The following is a 13,858-nucleotide window of genomic DNA, read 5'->3' on the forward strand; positions in this document are numbered from 1 at the left end:
TTTAACATTTTATATGAGCCACTTCAAAAGAATGCTTTACGGCTGGGAAAAATCCGACGCTGGCATTTATGAGCACTGTTTTAACCGTTTTGGCGGGAGTGTTAATATGCATCCTGACGTGATCAGGTTTTTCTCATCTCGCACAGGTCATGAGGCAACGTATTTTCATAAAGTAAAGCAAGGTGGCTATATTGCCGCATATGCCCTGCTGGATCACTCACGGATAGGTGTCGATCAATGGAAAAAGTTCCCGCTATCTTATGATGAGATCATGGTGCCAGCGGCTAAAAATGCTTCTATGTGTTTCCCTGAAAGAACCAATAAAATGTCACATTTCAACAAGCACAACTTCATAAATTTTAACTTTTCTTTTGCCCGAAAAAATAAAGTGTGCTTTGTAAAAGAGAGCTATTCAGTAAAAACTGAAAAGAATCGCCGCAACGAATACAACCGGTTCACACGTGCGGGTGGCCGCTGCTGTGATATGAATCAATTCAGCCCAGAAGAGCTGGCAGACTATTATATCTTCCTTTTTAAATCCCGTTTCTCTGACAGCATAACCTGTTATTCCAGAGAGAACCTGATCACGCTTATCATTGCCATGAAAAGGATGCTCTTCGGCTATATTCTTTTTGTAGGGAACGAGCCGTGCGCGATGGATCTGCTCTTCATGGCTGAGAGTGAACACATTATCTATTTTGATGTGCCAAACGGCGGCGTTAACATGAAATATTCGGACCTTAGCCCGGGTAGTTTACTTATGTGGAAAAACATTGGTGCGGCAAGGGACTTCTGTAAACAGACGGGAAAAGAGATGAGGCTTTCAATCGGCTCACTTGATAAAGAATGGACGTATAAGCTTCGCTGGGCGGATGCGCACTCCACGGGGAAAACAATTTTTTAATCTTTCTTAGGAATCAGGCTTATTTTCTGCAACAGAGCGGCTGAAAATTAGCACAAAACGGCGCGTTCCTGAATTGCCAGGCACCCATGAAGGGTGTTTAAAGATAAAACGTTTAATCTCAGGGCCGATTTTAATTTTTTATGCATCGCGGTCCTTCCCCGCCGTCCTGTAGATAATAATTTGCTGCGGATGCAATCAGGTAAACCTACGGCATTATGTAAGCTCTCAACCGCTGCCTGAAAATGGCGTCATCCCTAGGGAAGCAGAGAGAGTTCTTATCTGATTTTTTTTCAGCATCAGTGATTCGCCAGATGCCAGGAGGCATACCAAAATGTCGTGAGAAGGCGCGAGTGAACGTTTGCTGTGAGTCGTAGTTGAACTGATCAGCCACCTCTGCAATAGTGGCTTCAGTAAACCTTAAACTCAGCGAGGCCGCCTGCATTCTGGTGTTATTAATATATTTCCCGAGGCTGACTCCGGAATGCTTTGTGAACATTCTGTTAAGGTGCCATTTTGAATATCCACTTTTTTTAGCCACTTTATCCAGGCTTATTTTTTCATCCGCATGATCATCAATCCATTCTGTTAATGCATTAAAGAAGTTTTTATCTGTCATGCCGTTCCCCTTTTGCGTTTTTTGCGGTCTCTTTTAATTAAAATCCATTGTCACACAAAATTTAATTCTATATTGATCGTTTGCAATTACTTTATCTAAGCTCCTTTCATTTTATTCTCGCCACCGATTTATCTCCTTTAGTAAAGAGTTCACTCTCAGGACGCGACTATCCCCTAAAGTCATCAATGAACAATCTGGAAATGATGAAGAATCTGTCAATGTTGCACAAAAAGGGATCTCTGTTGAGGCGAACGTCTTAGGTGTTGGATTATCCGTCTTCCGTGGAAGATTTACGGTGTATTACTCATGCAGCATCATGAACGATTTCCTGTGCGGGTTCCGGCAGGGTTTCAGTAGTGAGCCATTCGCGTAGCGCGTCTGCACCTGAAACCGCCAGGCGGGCATGCTTCCACAGCGGTCTGAACACCGGGACACCTGAAGCCAGCCGGTAATCGCGCGTAATATCGGAATCAGGTAATTCACTGAGATGCCTGATATTTTCAGGATAGTCTAAAATTCTTTAAGTAGGCGTCAGCAACAAACCTCGCGGTAACGACGCGGTTTATCAGAAAGAGGACGAAAAATGAAATTCGCTGTAATTTTTGAAGATACCGGCGTTGAAGAGGAACATGAGTTTGACACCAAACCTGTTGCCGGAGATTTAGTGACGTTAACGCGCGATGGGATAGGTAAAGATTATATCGTGATCATTGAGCCGGATCCTGACCACACCCATGACGATGGGCCTGACGGACACCCGACAAAGGCCAGGGTCCGGCCAGCGTAGCATCCGCTAAAATCTAATCCGCCGCCCAACAGAGGTAATGCTGGTCAGTTAAGATTAGATTTGTAAAGGCTGTCACGGTCAGACGTGGCAGCTTTTTTTCCGGGCGAGCGAGCCGCAGTGCGGACCAGCGCACCTCTGCTGCTGCCGGGCCGTCCTCGCGCCGCTCACGCGGTACCTTCGGCTTTGACGTCGTGCCGACGAACCGTTCGGGGATCGGCCCTCCCTGGCCGGCCCCGAACTGTCCACGCTTCCCGGCGTGGACTTCTGGCCCGTCGTCACGCCTCAGCGCTGCGGATAGCCCTTTCAGCAGCAGAGGCGCGCTGGCCTCCACTCTCGTGCCCTTTTTAACAATACACACTGAAGTTTCAGAGCAGGCCGGGGCCGGGCAGGGGCAGGCAATCCGCAGCGCTGAACAGAATGAGTCTGCCAGGAGAGCCCGCAGGACGCGGGCGAAAGGCGGGGCGGCACGGGATGTGCCATCCCCGGCGGTCCGTCAGGCAGAGGAATGACGTGAAGGAACCGCGCAGCGGCGCGAGGACCGCCAGCCCCTGCCCGGCACCAGACTGCGTTATCACTTTTCACTTAACTGACTGGCATTACGCCCAACAGGGCGGTTTTTATTGCCTGTTATCCGGAGGTGAATATGACTTTTTTCACTCTGTTCAGGACGATATGCCGACGCGGATCATAACCCTTTGCAATCCAGAGCCGAAATTGCTGACGCCGTTTCCTTGCCTGTAACAGGGATATCGACGGATAATCCCCTGTAGACAGCTGACGGGCTAACCCTCCCAGCGATAACGGTAGAAAAATGTCACGCCGCCTCGAATGGAGAGCCTGACATTCAGTCCGGACGAGTTGAAGATAACCTCTGCTTTGTCGCGGCGCTTACCCAGCGCTTTCCTGAGCTTAGTGTCTGTCTGCAATGTGTACATCTTCTTTGCGTCTACGCAGAGGCGTACACAAAACACATAAATTAACGCTACTCAGAGTCAGCCATGATAAAGAAAGATAAAGCATGTCCTCAGGATAACCCTCTGATATGAGTGATTTTTATAAAGAAACGTTGTCCGAACTCAAGCACAATAAAGTGAAAGCGTATGCCCTCCGATAATATCTACGCCGAAAAACGCCTGCCCAGCGCGTTTCGTCAGAGCTGGCACCATTTTTATGGCAACCCGATTTCGATGGTCGGGCTGTATGGCTTTGGCGCACTGCTGCTGCTCTGCCTGTTTGGCGGGCTGATAGCGCCATACGATATCGATCAGCAGTTCCTGGGTTATCAGTTGCTGCCGCCGTCCTGGTCACACTACGGCGATGTCTCCTTCTTTCTCGGCACTGACGATCTGGGTCGGGATGTGCTGAGCCGCCTGCTGAGCGGTGCGGGCCCGACGGTGGGTTCGGCGATTCTGGTGACGCTGTTCGCCACGCTCGGCGCGCTGGTGCTGGGCGTGCTGGCAGGCATGACGCATGGCATACGCTCGGCGGTGATGAACCACGTACTGGATACCCTGCTCTCTATTCCGTCGCTGTTACTGGCGATTATCGTGGTGGCGTTTCTCGGACCGCGACTCGAGCACGCATTGCTGGCAGTCTGGCTGGCGCTGATTCCACGTCTGGTGCGCGAGATTTACAGTGCCGTGCATGATGAGCTGGAAAAAGAGTATGTGGTGGCGGCACGTCTGGATGGTGCCAGAGGCCGCAACATCCTGCGCTACGCCATTTTGCCTAACATTTTACCGTTGCTGATCACCGAAATTACCCGCGCGCTATCGATGGCGATTCTGGATATTGCCGCACTCGGGTTTCTCGACCTGGGCGCGCAGCTGCCTTCGCCCGAATGGGGAGCGATGCTGGGTGATTCGCTGGAGCTGATCTACGTCGCCCCCTGGACCGTTATGCTGCCGGGTGTGGCGCTGATGGTCAGCGTATTAATTGTTAACCTGCTCGGTGACGGCATCCGTCGCGCCGTCGAAGCGGGAGTGGAATAAATGCCGTTACTCGATATCCGTAATCTGACCATTGAATTTATGACCGCTGACGGACCGGTCAAAGCGGTCGATCGCGTCAATCTGACGCTGGGCGAAGGTGAAATCCGTGGCCTGGTCGGTGAGTCCGGCTCCGGTAAGAGTCTGGTTGCCAAGGCGATCTGCGGCGTAACTAACGATAACTGGCGTGTCACCGCCGATCGCATGGTGTTTGATGATGTTGACCTGCTGCGCCTGTCGTCGCGCGAGCGCCGCCGCATTATCGGACATAACGTCTCGATGATTTTTCAGGAGCCGCAATCCTGTCTGGATCCCTCTGAAAGCATCGGTCGTCAGCTGATGCAGGTGATCCCGCGCTGGACGTATAAAGGTCCGTGGCTGAAACGCTTCTGGTTCTGGCGCAAAACCCGCGCCATCGAACTGCTGCATCGCGTCGGCATTAAAGATCACAAAGATATAATGCGCAGCTTCCCCTATGAGCTGACCGAAGGCGAATGCCAGAAAGTCATGATCGCGATTGCGCTGGCTAATCAGCCGCGTCTGCTGATTGCCGATGAGCCGACGAATGCCATGGAACCCACTACGCAGGCGCAGATTTTCCGCCTGCTGAGCCGTCTGAACCAGAATAACAACACCACCATTCTGTTGATCAGTCATGACCTGCGCACCATGAGCCAGTGGGCGGACCGTATCAACGTGATGTACTGTGGTCAGACGGTAGAAACCGCCCAGAGCGAAGATTTAATGAGTACGCCGCACCATCCTTATACTCAGGCGCTGATTCGGGCGATGCCCGATTTTGGACGATCCCTGCCGCACAAAAGCCGTCTCAATACTTTGTCAGGAGCGATCCCGTCGCTGGAGAGCCTGCCGATTGGTTGTCGTCTGGGGCCACGTTGCCCTTATGCGCAGCGCAAATGTATTGAAACGCCACGGCTCACCGGCAGCAAAACGCATCTTTATGCCTGTCATTTCCCGCTGAATATGGAGGGCCAGTAGCATGGAGACCCTGCTGGAAGTGCGCAACCTGGGTAAAACCTTTCGCTATCGCACGGGCCTGTTCCGCCGTCAGCACGTTGAGGCGGTGAAGTCGGTCAGTTTTACCCTACGCGAGAGGCAGACGCTGGCGATAATCGGCGAAAATGGCTCCGGCAAGTCCACGCTGGCGAAGATGCTCAGCGGCATGGTCGCCCCTACCGAAGGTGAGATTCTGATAGACGATCATCCGCTGACCTTCGGCGATTATGGCTATCGCAGTCAGCGCATCCGCATGATTTTCCAGGATCCCTCAACCTCACTGAATCCGCGTCAGCGTATCAGCCAGATTCTGGAGTTCCCGCTGCGGCTCAATACCGATCTCAGCGCGGAGGATCGAGAGAAACGCATTATCGCTACCCTGCGTCAGGTGGGATTACTGCGCGATCACGCCGGCTATTATCCGCACATGCTGGCACCCGGTCAGAAGCAGCGTCTGGGGCTGGCCCGCGCGTTGATTTTGCAACCCAAAGTGATTGTGGCCGATGAAGCGCTGGCCTCGCTGGATATGACCATGCGTTCCCAGCTGGTGAATCTGATGCTGGAACTGCAGGAGAAGCATGGGATCGCTTACATTTATGTTACCCAGCATCTGGGAATGATGAAGCACATCAGCGATAAGGTGCTGGTGATGCATCAGGGCGAAGTGGTCGAGCGCGGCGGCACCGCTGATGTACTGGCCTCCCCGCTACACGATCTGACCCGACGACTGATCAGCAGCCACTTTGGCGAAGCATTGAGTGCCGAAGCCTGGCGGCGAGAGCGTTGATTTTTGCTGCATATCGCGGAAATTGCGGGCCGATTTACCTGATTTATGAGAGACGTGCTAGAATCCGCACGTCGATTAACGTCGGTCGCTTACTTTTTAACCATGCGGCCGCCAACTACAATGACCATAAGGATTACAGCTATGGGTTTTCTTTCCGGTAAGCGCATTCTGATTACTGGCGTTGCCAGTAAACTTTCCATCGCCTACGGTATTGCACAGGCGATGCACAAACAGGGCGCAGAACTGGCTTTCACCTACCAGAACGACAAATTAAAAGGTCGTGTGGAAGAGTTTGCCAAAGATTTGGGTTCAGACATCGTGCTGCCATGTGACGTAGCCGAAGATGAGAGCATCAAATCTCTGTTCACTGAACTGGCAAAAACCTGGCCGAAATTTGACGGTTTCGTTCACTCTATCGGTTTCGCCCCTGGCGAGCAGCTGGTTGGCGACTACGTGAACGCCGTTACCCGCGAAGGCTTTAAAATCGCGCATGACATCAGTGCTTACAGCTTCGTCGCGATGGCCAAAGAGTGCCGCGAGATGCTGAATCCACACTCTGCGCTGCTGACCCTCTCTTACCTGGGTGCTGAGCGCGCGATCCCGAACTACAACGTGATGGGTCTGGCGAAAGCGTCGCTGGAAGCCAACGTGCGCTACATGGCAAACGCCATGGGCCCGGAAGGCGTGCGTGTTAACGCCGTTTCTGCCGGTCCAATCCGCACCCTGGCAGCATCAGGCATCAAAGATTTCCGTAAGATGCTGGCACACTGCGAAGCGGTCACCCCGATTCGCCGGACTGTCACCATCGAAGATGTCGGCAACTCAGCAGCATTCCTCTGCTCTGACCTGGCTGGCGGCATCACCGGTGAAGTGGTACACGTTGATGGCGGCTTCAGCATCGCCGCAATGAACGAACTGGAACTGAAATAAGTTCTGCAAGGGCGAGCCTGGCTCGCCCTTCTCTTTGCTCCCGCCTCGCCCTTCCTGCCTGATTTCGCTGCCGTTATACCGTAACGCTATTAATTATCACCGATCAATCTTTTGCCCCGGACTGGCCATCAGCGACGATAAGCCTGCCCTTCGGTTTATGCACATTTTCAGATTCTGCCGCCTGCATACCGAACCCGAATTTGCAAAAGGATTGATCATGGAACAACGCCGCTATCCGGGCCATAACCACTGGTTTTACGAGAGCCAGACCAGTCCACGTACCTCACAGGCCGCACCGCTGGTGCCAGAGGCCGCCCATATCGATGACCGTTTTTTGCTGGGATGTTACGCCGATGACAACGTGGTGCAGTCACTGCTACGCACTAATCAGCCCGCCCTGCTGGCGGCGCGCGATCTGGCACAGCTGCTGTTTCCCGACCGCGTCGTCACCACGCTCACGCACACCTTAACGCTTTACGATCGCCTCAGCACGGCGCTGACGGTGGCGCAGGTGGCGGGTGTACAGCGGCTGTGTAATCACTACTCTGCCCGCCTCAATCCGTTGCCCGGGCCCGACTCCTCACGTGAAAGTAATAATCGCCTGACCCAGATTACGCAGTATGCACGCCAGCTGGCGATGCAGCCTGAGCTGATCAGCGCCAGCGCAATCACCGCCCTGGATGCGGTCGGCCTGACAGAGCCCGATATTGTGACGCTGAATCAGGTGATCGGCTTTGTCAGTTATCAGGCGCGGGTGGTCGCCGGTTTACAGGCGCTGCAGGCCCAGCCGGTACGCTGGCTGCCTGGCAGCACTGCACCACCGGATGCTGAGGCCTCAGGTTTTGATCAGCCTGCCCGCTGGCAGCCCGTGCTGAAACCGCTGGAGTTGCGGTATGCCAGTGCTGAGCAGCTCGCTGCCATTACCCGCTGTCAGTCGCTGCCGGGAATGCAGGACGCGGTATGGCTGCTGGCCCACGATCCCTCAGTGCTCTACGGCTGGGCGCAACTGCGTCAGCATCTCACTCAGGACAATACTCTGGCAGAGGCGACGGCCGCCCGTATTCTGGGCAGTCGCTGGGCGTTCCGGCTGCTGGCCGGAAATGAGATCTTAATTGAGGGCGTGGATGACGCGGCGGCAAAAGACCAGGAGCAGCAGATTATTGCGCTGGCAGCGCAGCTGACCCGTTCGCCAGAGCGTTTCAGCGCGGCCCATCTGCAGCCGCTAATGGAGGCGGGCTGGGAGGCTGATGCGCTGTTCACGCTGATACAGAGTGTCGCCATAGGCAACTGGAACAGCCGCCTGTTTTACGCCCTGGGCGAATCGCAGTAACCGCGTTAAACCGGCAGCAGACCGCGCGCTTCGTCGAAAAAGTGCTGTGCCAGCGGTGTGGCACGGCCAGGCTCAGCGATGACCAGCGCCGCCTGGCGCGCCATCGGCGGCAGCGTAATGGCGCGCTGCTGCAGCCCCTGTAATGAAGCGGACAGCAGATGACCGACCGGCGACACCAGCAGCCCGAGGCCGACCTGCGCGCACTGCATCAGCTGCATGACAGAGGCGCTCTCCACGATCACCCGGGGTACCAGCGCCGCCTCGCGAAAAGCCATATCAAGATAACGCCGGAAATAACGCGTCGGCTCCGCCAGGCAGAGCGGCTGTTGTGCCACTTCATCAAGCGTCAGCGCGGTTTCCCCCACCAGCTCAGGGAAATGGTCGGGATGGAATATGGCTTCAACGCCCCGATCTGCCAGCATCTCGGTCTGAAAATGGAGTTCACGCAGTGTTGCCATCTCGAAAAAACCGATCCCGACATCCACGGTATGGCTGTTGAGCGCTTCCAGCAGCTGGTCAGCACTCAGCACCGCAATACGATAGTCGAGCTGAGGATAACGCGCCTGCACCGCTTTCAGCAGCAGCGGCAGTGCCATGCTGCACTGCGGCACCACGCCAACCCGCAGCGTACCGTTCACCCCATGCTTCAGCGATTCCACTTCCAGCTTCAGCCCCTGATAGACCGAAACGATCTCCCGCGCCCATGCCAGCACACGGTCGCCCTCCGGCGTAAATCCGGCAAAGTTATTGCTGCGGTTAATCAGCGGCAGGCCCAGCTCGCGCTCAAGATTCTTCAGGCGCATAGAGAGGGTTGGCTGTGTAACAAAACTGGCTTCCGCGGCCCGCCCGAAATGGCGTTCACGTTCCAGGTTACACAAGTAAATGAGTTGTTTAATGTCGATGTTAATTATCCATCAGCAGGTTGAAGGCTGTTCGCATTACTGTCTCGTTCGCAGGATCAACCAGAGTATAAGGCTGAATGTTACCCCGCGCAGGCTCGGATGTTTTAACCGCACGGTTCATTTGCACAGGCGGATCGATGAAATCAGGACTCCGCGCCGCCCTGGTTTACGCATCAGTGAGGGTAGCGCACTTAAATCATCGCGCCCTGTTGTTTTGCTGGCTTAGTAAAGATGGCATTCAGCGCCAGACAGATTAACCCGAACCCTACTGGCAGCAGGAAATCGTAGCTAAGCAGCCGGTAAAGCCCGATTCCGGCTATCCCTCCTGCAAGGAAAGAAAGCAGGGTCAGACAGTGCAGTCGCAGCCGACTCAGATAGAGCGGTGCCTCTTTCGGTGACGCTGTGCGCCGCAGCACCTCAAACAGCATTGCCAGCTCAATCCCGATATCGGTCGCCGTGCCGGAGATATGGGTAGTGCGAACGCGGGCATTGGAGATACGCGTCACCACCGCATTCTGCAACCCCATTAAAAAGCTCAGGCTCATAATTAACACCACACCGGGCGACTGCGGCGGAAAGTGATTTTCAATCACCCCCAGTGCAATCAGCGCGCTGCCCTCAATCAGGATGACAAAGGCATAGATGGTGCGGATATTTCTGCGGTGCCCGGCATTAATGATCAGCGTTGAACACATGGAACCCGCAATAAACAGAAGCACGATCGACAGAAAAAACAGGCCAGGCCCCAGATTCGCTTTTGCCAGGTGATCGGACAGCAGCGAGACATTCCCGGTCATGTTGGCTGAAAAAAAACCGACGATCTCAAAGGCTGCGGTATTCAGTGCGCCTGCGGCAGCGGCAAGCGTACAGGCCAGTCGGGTATCCGCGCTGTTGCTGCGGGCACTTTCCGTGCTGATTAGCATGACCACCCCATATTTACTGGAAAGCCTTATAATCCGCCGATTAGCCCTGCGCCACAAGGCACTGAATCAAACTCTCCCCTCTCTGTCGGGCATTACTCAGCATCGGGGCTCCGGACTCCGCGCTGCATAAACTCAGCGCGGATCAGCCCTGATTAACTGTTTGCCAGACGGAAGGTGGAGACCGACTGCGTCAGATACTGCACCTGCTCTTCCAGTGAGGCGGATGCCGCTGCAGACTCCTGCACCAGCGCCGAGTTCTGCTGTGTGACGCTGTCCATCTCGGTAACCGCCTGCTCAATCTGACCGATACCGCGACTCTGTTCATCAGAAGCGGTTGAGATGTGCTCCATCAGCAGATTCACGCGGCTGACAGAGGAGATAATGGCGCTCATCGCCTCACCGGTCCGGCTGACCTGATCGGAACCGGCGTGGATGATCGAAACAGATTCCGCAATCAGCCCCTCAATCTCTTTGGCTGCGGTAGCGCTGCGCTGGGCCAGATTACGGACTTCCCCTGCCACCACCGCAAAACCGCGACCCTGTTCACCCGCCCTGGCGGCTTCGACTGCCGCGTTCAGCGCCAGAATATTAGTCTGGAAGGCGATGCTGTCGATCACGGTGGTGATCTCCTCGATCTTCTTCGAGCTGGCATTAATCAGCGCCATCGATGTCACCACTTCCTGCGAGACCTTTTCGCCGCTTTCCGCGTTTTTCACCGCTTCACTGGTCAGGCGGCAGGCTTCAAAGACGTTTTCAGTGTTCTGTTTCACCGTTGCGCCCAGCTGCTCCATGCTGGCAGCGGTTTCCGTCAGCGCGGCAGCCTGCTGTTCTGTTCGCGAGGCGAGATCGATGTTGCCCGCCGCAATCTCCTGAGAGGCGGTGGAGACTGAGCGGGTTGAATCGCGCACCTGGAGAATAATGGCGGTCAGCGCGCTGCGCATCTGCTCCAGCGAGCCCATCAGCAACTGAATTTCACTGCGCGAACCGGCTTTGACCGGCACCGTGGTATCCAGGACGCCCGCCGCAATCAGCTTGCAGTGTTCCTGCGCATCATTGATCGGCGAAAGCACATAGCGCTTCATGAAGATGTAAATGGCGACGATGATGGCGAAAAACAGCACCCCAAACAGCCCCAGCAGGGTAATGCCGGAGGTAAAGTGACTCTGTGCATCGCTGTTAAGCTTTTTGGCATAGGTTTCATGCTGAGCCAGCACCCGGTCCAGAATGATTTCATACTGACGATCAAGGCGAACCACGGTGGCGATCTGATTTTTAAAGCGCACCTGATCGTGTGCCTCTGCCGCCTCAATCAACGGCTGTAAACCCTGCTGACGATAGGCCTGATAAGCCTGGCTATAGGCGTCGGCTTCCGCCTCTTCGCCCGGCAGACGCGGCGCATTCATATAGGCCTGAAATGCAGCATCCGCTTTGCTGGCCACGGTCCGAACGCTGTCCAGCGTGGCGGGATTATTTGCGTCACTGCCCTCAATCTCCTTCATGTACTCCATCAGACGCACACGCAGCGTGCGGCTGTGGTTGATTGGATCAATCACCGAGAGCACCACGCGGATCTCTTTGTTAACCGCATTCAGCGAGTGATTGCTCTGAATTAGCAGCCAGGTACTGATTGCCACGCTGGTAAGAAACAGCGCCAGCAGGAAGGAGAAGATAATCAGGGAGGATTTTTTTAACGACATCGCGGTGTTCCGAAAAGTAAGAGGATTAGTCGCTATATCGGCAGAAAGGTACGGCCCATTAGGGCTGGGCTTTTTTTAGTTACAATAAGCGGGACGGCAGCGGGCGGAGCGCTCCGGCGAAGAGGGGCTAACCGCCCACGAGTGTCGGCGGTTAGCGTTGTGACGAAGAGTGAAACAGGCTGCCGTTAAGCGACGCCCAGCGCCATTTTTACCTCGTTGGCGATCTTCTCGACCTGCGGGCCGTAGATCACCTGAATGTCGTGCTCGCTGACGCGATTGACCCCATTGGCACCGGTGCTCATCAGCGTCTGATCGACCACCTGATTCATCTCTTTGACCCGCACGCGCAGCCGGGTAAAGCAGCAATCGACATCCTCGATATTGGCCTGCCCGCCCAGCCCGCTGATAATGACCTGAGTCCGTTCATCCGCGGCGACCTGTTGCGGTTTCTCATCCTCCGATTCACGGCCCGGCGTTTCAACATTCATCCGGGTAATCACCAGCCGGAAAGCGTAGTAGTAGATTGGCGCATAGATCACGCCCAGCGCCAGCGTCCACCACCAGTGGGTTTTTGCCCCGCCCAGCATGCCGAACACCACCAGGTCGATAACACCGCCCTGCACGTTGCCAATCATCAGATGCAGCATCGACATCAGCATAAACGACAGGCCGGTCAGGAAAGCGTGCAGCAGATAGAGCACCGGCGAGACAAAGATAAAGCAGAACTCCAGCGGTTCGGTGATGCCGGTGGTGAAGGAGGTCAGCGCCCCCGCCATGACCAGTGCTTTGACCCGCTGTTTATGCTCGGGTCGGGCGGTATGGTAGATCGCCAGCGCCGCGGCGGGCAGGCCGAACATCATCACCGGAATCTTGCCCTGCGCCAGAAACTGCGTGGCGGTGCGCAGCGTCTCATCGGGGATCGATCCCGGATGAGTCAGTGACGCGTTGAAGATGTTCAGTGCGCCAACAACGGTCTGACCATCGACCACCGCCATGCCGCCAATAGGCGTGAAACGCACGGTTTCGTTGAGGATATGATGCAGGCCGGTGGGGATCAGGATGCGCTCAAAGGCTCCCAGCAGAAAAGCGCCATACTGCCCGCTTTTGCCAATCATCTGTCCAATCCAGGCGATACCGTCACCAATGGTCGGCCAGATCAGCGCCAGCAAGACCCCAATCAGTGGCAGACAGACCACGGTCACAATCGGCACAAAACGCCGTCCGCCAAAGAAGCTGATCGCGGTAGGTAATTGCTGGGTATAAAAGCGATTGTGCAGCGCCACCGTTACCAGTCCGGCAATCACCCCGCCCAGTACGCTCATGTTGTAGGTAAAGACGCCCAGCATGTTGATATATTCCGCCGAGGTCATCATGGCAGTGGTCTGATCCATCCCCGCCTGCTGCAGGGCTTCAGGCGTGGTGGTGGTGGCGGTGATCCCCTTGGCCGCCAGCGTCGCGCTGATACCGACGTTCATCACGATATAGCCAATCACCGCGGCAAAGGCGGCGGTAGGTTTTTCCGCTTTCGCCAGTCCGATGGCACTCGCTACCGCAAAGAAGACCGGCAGATTAGCGAATAGCGCTCCGGCAACCTTGCGAATGAAGCCGATAATTAACTGCGGCACCTGCATCTGCGCAAAGGCATCGCCGGTGACCGCCGGGTTCTGCATGGCCGCCGCCAGCCCAAGGAAGATACCTGCGGCAGCGATGACCGAGATTGGCATCATCAACGCTTTGCCAAATGCATGAATCTGGCTGGTCAGCTGTTTCATGGAGTCGTGCCCTCTCTGATTGTGAACAGCAAGTATTAGCCTGTTGTCGGGAGAACTCCCGTTATCAGCAGGTTAAAGGCGGGTAAAATCTGACCAGCATCACATTTCTGGCTTATGCACGATAAACGCCAGCTATCGCACCATTAAGTCAATCAATTAGACAAGGTATGAGGATAGCTGCAGACTTCCTTTCACCATCAGGATA

Annotated in this window: 13 protein-coding genes and 1 pseudogene; 7 read left to right on the forward strand and 7 right to left on the reverse strand. The window is 55.1% G+C overall.

Translation table 11 applies throughout. The annotated features are described in order from the left end of the window. Nucleotides 1–13 precede the first annotated feature (13 nt). Nucleotides 14–904, forward strand: a complete 891-nt coding sequence (locus tag PAG01S_RS03665) for a GNAT family protein (RefSeq protein WP_033779098.1) — start codon at nucleotides 14–16, stop codon at nucleotides 902–904. A 205-nt stretch (nucleotides 905–1,109) separates the two neighbouring features. Here the strand turns inward: PAG01S_RS03665 and PAG01S_RS03670 are convergent, their stop codons facing one another. Together PAG01S_RS03670 and PAG01S_RS22550 are read right to left on the reverse strand one after the other, a co-directional pair. Further along, nucleotides 1,110–1,520 (reverse strand): helix-turn-helix domain-containing protein, encoded by a 411-nt coding sequence (locus PAG01S_RS03670; protein WP_062757749.1) that lies wholly within the window; start codon nucleotides 1,518–1,520, stop codon nucleotides 1,110–1,112. Nucleotides 1,521–1,824: 304 nt separating this feature from the next. Further along, nucleotides 1,825–1,947: a hypothetical protein gene (locus PAG01S_RS22550; protein ID WP_255265339.1), complete on the reverse strand. Its 123-nt coding sequence runs from the start codon at nucleotides 1,945–1,947 to the stop codon at nucleotides 1,825–1,827. A 156-nt stretch (nucleotides 1,948–2,103) separates the two neighbouring features. Here PAG01S_RS22550 and PAG01S_RS03675 point away from each other — a divergent pair, with 156 nt between their 5' ends. Then, nucleotides 2,104–2,307: a hypothetical protein gene (locus PAG01S_RS03675; protein ID WP_010244562.1), complete on the forward strand. Its 204-nt coding sequence runs from the start codon at nucleotides 2,104–2,106 to the stop codon at nucleotides 2,305–2,307. A 645-nt stretch (nucleotides 2,308–2,952) separates the two neighbouring features. Here the strand turns inward: PAG01S_RS03675 and PAG01S_RS21495 are convergent. Next, nucleotides 2,953–3,233, reverse strand: a pseudogene (locus tag PAG01S_RS21495) (Arm DNA-binding domain-containing protein); the annotation flags it as partial. Nucleotides 3,234–3,407: 174 nt separating this feature from the next. Between PAG01S_RS21495 and sapC the strand changes: the two are divergent. From sapC to PAG01S_RS03705, 5 genes are all read left to right on the forward strand, one after another. Next, nucleotides 3,408–4,298: a putrescine export ABC transporter permease SapC gene (gene sapC / locus PAG01S_RS03685; protein WP_010670235.1), complete on the forward strand. Its 891-nt coding sequence runs from the start codon at nucleotides 3,408–3,410 to the stop codon at nucleotides 4,296–4,298. Continuing rightward, nucleotides 4,299–5,294, forward strand: coding sequence for a putrescine export ABC transporter ATP-binding protein SapD (sapD, locus tag PAG01S_RS03690; RefSeq protein ID WP_010244553.1), 996 nt, complete (start codon nucleotides 4,299–4,301; stop codon nucleotides 5,292–5,294). It begins immediately after the preceding gene. Nucleotide 5,295: 1 nt separating this feature from the next. Then, a complete protein-coding gene (sapF, locus tag PAG01S_RS03695; RefSeq protein WP_062757752.1) occupies nucleotides 5,296–6,099 on the forward strand; it encodes a putrescine export ABC transporter ATP-binding protein SapF in 804 nt (267 codons plus the stop codon). 141 nt (nucleotides 6,100–6,240) lie between these two features. Then, a complete protein-coding gene (gene fabI, locus PAG01S_RS03700; protein WP_010244547.1) occupies nucleotides 6,241–7,029 on the forward strand; it encodes an enoyl-ACP reductase FabI in 789 nt (262 codons plus the stop codon). A gap of 217 nt (nucleotides 7,030–7,246) precedes the next feature. Further along, a complete protein-coding gene (locus PAG01S_RS03705; protein WP_062757754.1) occupies nucleotides 7,247–8,359 on the forward strand; it encodes a CMD domain-containing protein in 1,113 nt (370 codons plus the stop codon). A gap of 5 nt (nucleotides 8,360–8,364) precedes the next feature. Here PAG01S_RS03705 and PAG01S_RS03710 read toward each other — a convergent pair whose 3' ends face one another. The 4 genes from PAG01S_RS03710 to PAG01S_RS03725 form a co-directional block, all read right to left on the reverse strand. Next, the gene (locus PAG01S_RS03710) at nucleotides 8,365–9,261 is read right to left on the reverse strand and encodes a LysR family transcriptional regulator (RefSeq protein ID WP_029519092.1); all 897 of its coding nucleotides are present in this window, start codon (nucleotides 9,259–9,261) and stop codon (nucleotides 8,365–8,367) included. A 191-nt stretch (nucleotides 9,262–9,452) separates the two neighbouring features. Next, a complete protein-coding gene (locus PAG01S_RS03715) occupies nucleotides 9,453–10,184 on the reverse strand; it encodes a YoaK family protein (RefSeq protein ID WP_033779094.1) in 732 nt (243 codons plus the stop codon). A gap of 152 nt (nucleotides 10,185–10,336) precedes the next feature. Beyond that, on the reverse strand, nucleotides 10,337–11,881 hold the full coding sequence (locus tag PAG01S_RS03720) for a methyl-accepting chemotaxis protein (protein ID WP_033757823.1): 1,545 nt from the start codon (nucleotides 11,879–11,881) through the stop codon (nucleotides 10,337–10,339). A gap of 185 nt (nucleotides 11,882–12,066) precedes the next feature. Further along, on the reverse strand, nucleotides 12,067–13,653 hold the full coding sequence (locus tag PAG01S_RS03725; protein ID WP_062757756.1) for a PTS transporter subunit EIIC: 1,587 nt from the start codon (nucleotides 13,651–13,653) through the stop codon (nucleotides 12,067–12,069). Nucleotides 13,654–13,858 lie beyond the last annotated feature (205 nt).

Origin of the sequence: Pantoea agglomerans NBRC 102470, assembly GCF_001598475.1 — a bacterium.
Lineage (GTDB): Bacteria > Pseudomonadota > Gammaproteobacteria > Enterobacterales > Enterobacteriaceae > Pantoea > Pantoea agglomerans.

Excerpts from the sequence above, each read along its gene's own strand:
- sapF (WP_062757752.1), top strand. The coding sequence starts at position 5,296 with ATGGAGACCCTGCTGGAAGTGCGCAACCTGGGTAAAACCTTTCGCTAT.
- PAG01S_RS03675 (WP_010244562.1), top strand. The coding sequence starts at position 2,104 with ATGAAATTCGCTGTAATTTTTGAAGATACCGGCGTTGAAGAGGAACAT.
- sapD (WP_010244553.1), top strand. The coding sequence starts at position 4,299 with ATGCCGTTACTCGATATCCGTAATCTGACCATTGAATTTATGACCGCT.
- sapC (WP_010670235.1), top strand. The coding sequence starts at position 3,408 with ATGCCCTCCGATAATATCTACGCCGAAAAACGCCTGCCCAGCGCGTTT.
- PAG01S_RS03670 (WP_062757749.1), bottom strand. The coding sequence starts at position 1,520 with ATGACAGATAAAAACTTCTTTAATGCATTAACAGAATGGATTGATGAT.
- PAG01S_RS03705 (WP_062757754.1), top strand. The coding sequence starts at position 7,247 with ATGGAACAACGCCGCTATCCGGGCCATAACCACTGGTTTTACGAGAGC.
- PAG01S_RS03720 (WP_033757823.1), bottom strand. The coding sequence starts at position 11,881 with ATGTCGTTAAAAAAATCCTCCCTGATTATCTTCTCCTTCCTGCTGGCG.
- PAG01S_RS03665 (WP_033779098.1), top strand. The coding sequence starts at position 14 with ATGAGCCACTTCAAAAGAATGCTTTACGGCTGGGAAAAATCCGACGCT.
- fabI (WP_010244547.1), top strand. The coding sequence starts at position 6,241 with ATGGGTTTTCTTTCCGGTAAGCGCATTCTGATTACTGGCGTTGCCAGT.
- PAG01S_RS03725 (WP_062757756.1), bottom strand. The coding sequence starts at position 13,653 with ATGAAACAGCTGACCAGCCAGATTCATGCATTTGGCAAAGCGTTGATG.
- PAG01S_RS03715 (WP_033779094.1), bottom strand. The coding sequence starts at position 10,184 with ATGCTAATCAGCACGGAAAGTGCCCGCAGCAACAGCGCGGATACCCGA.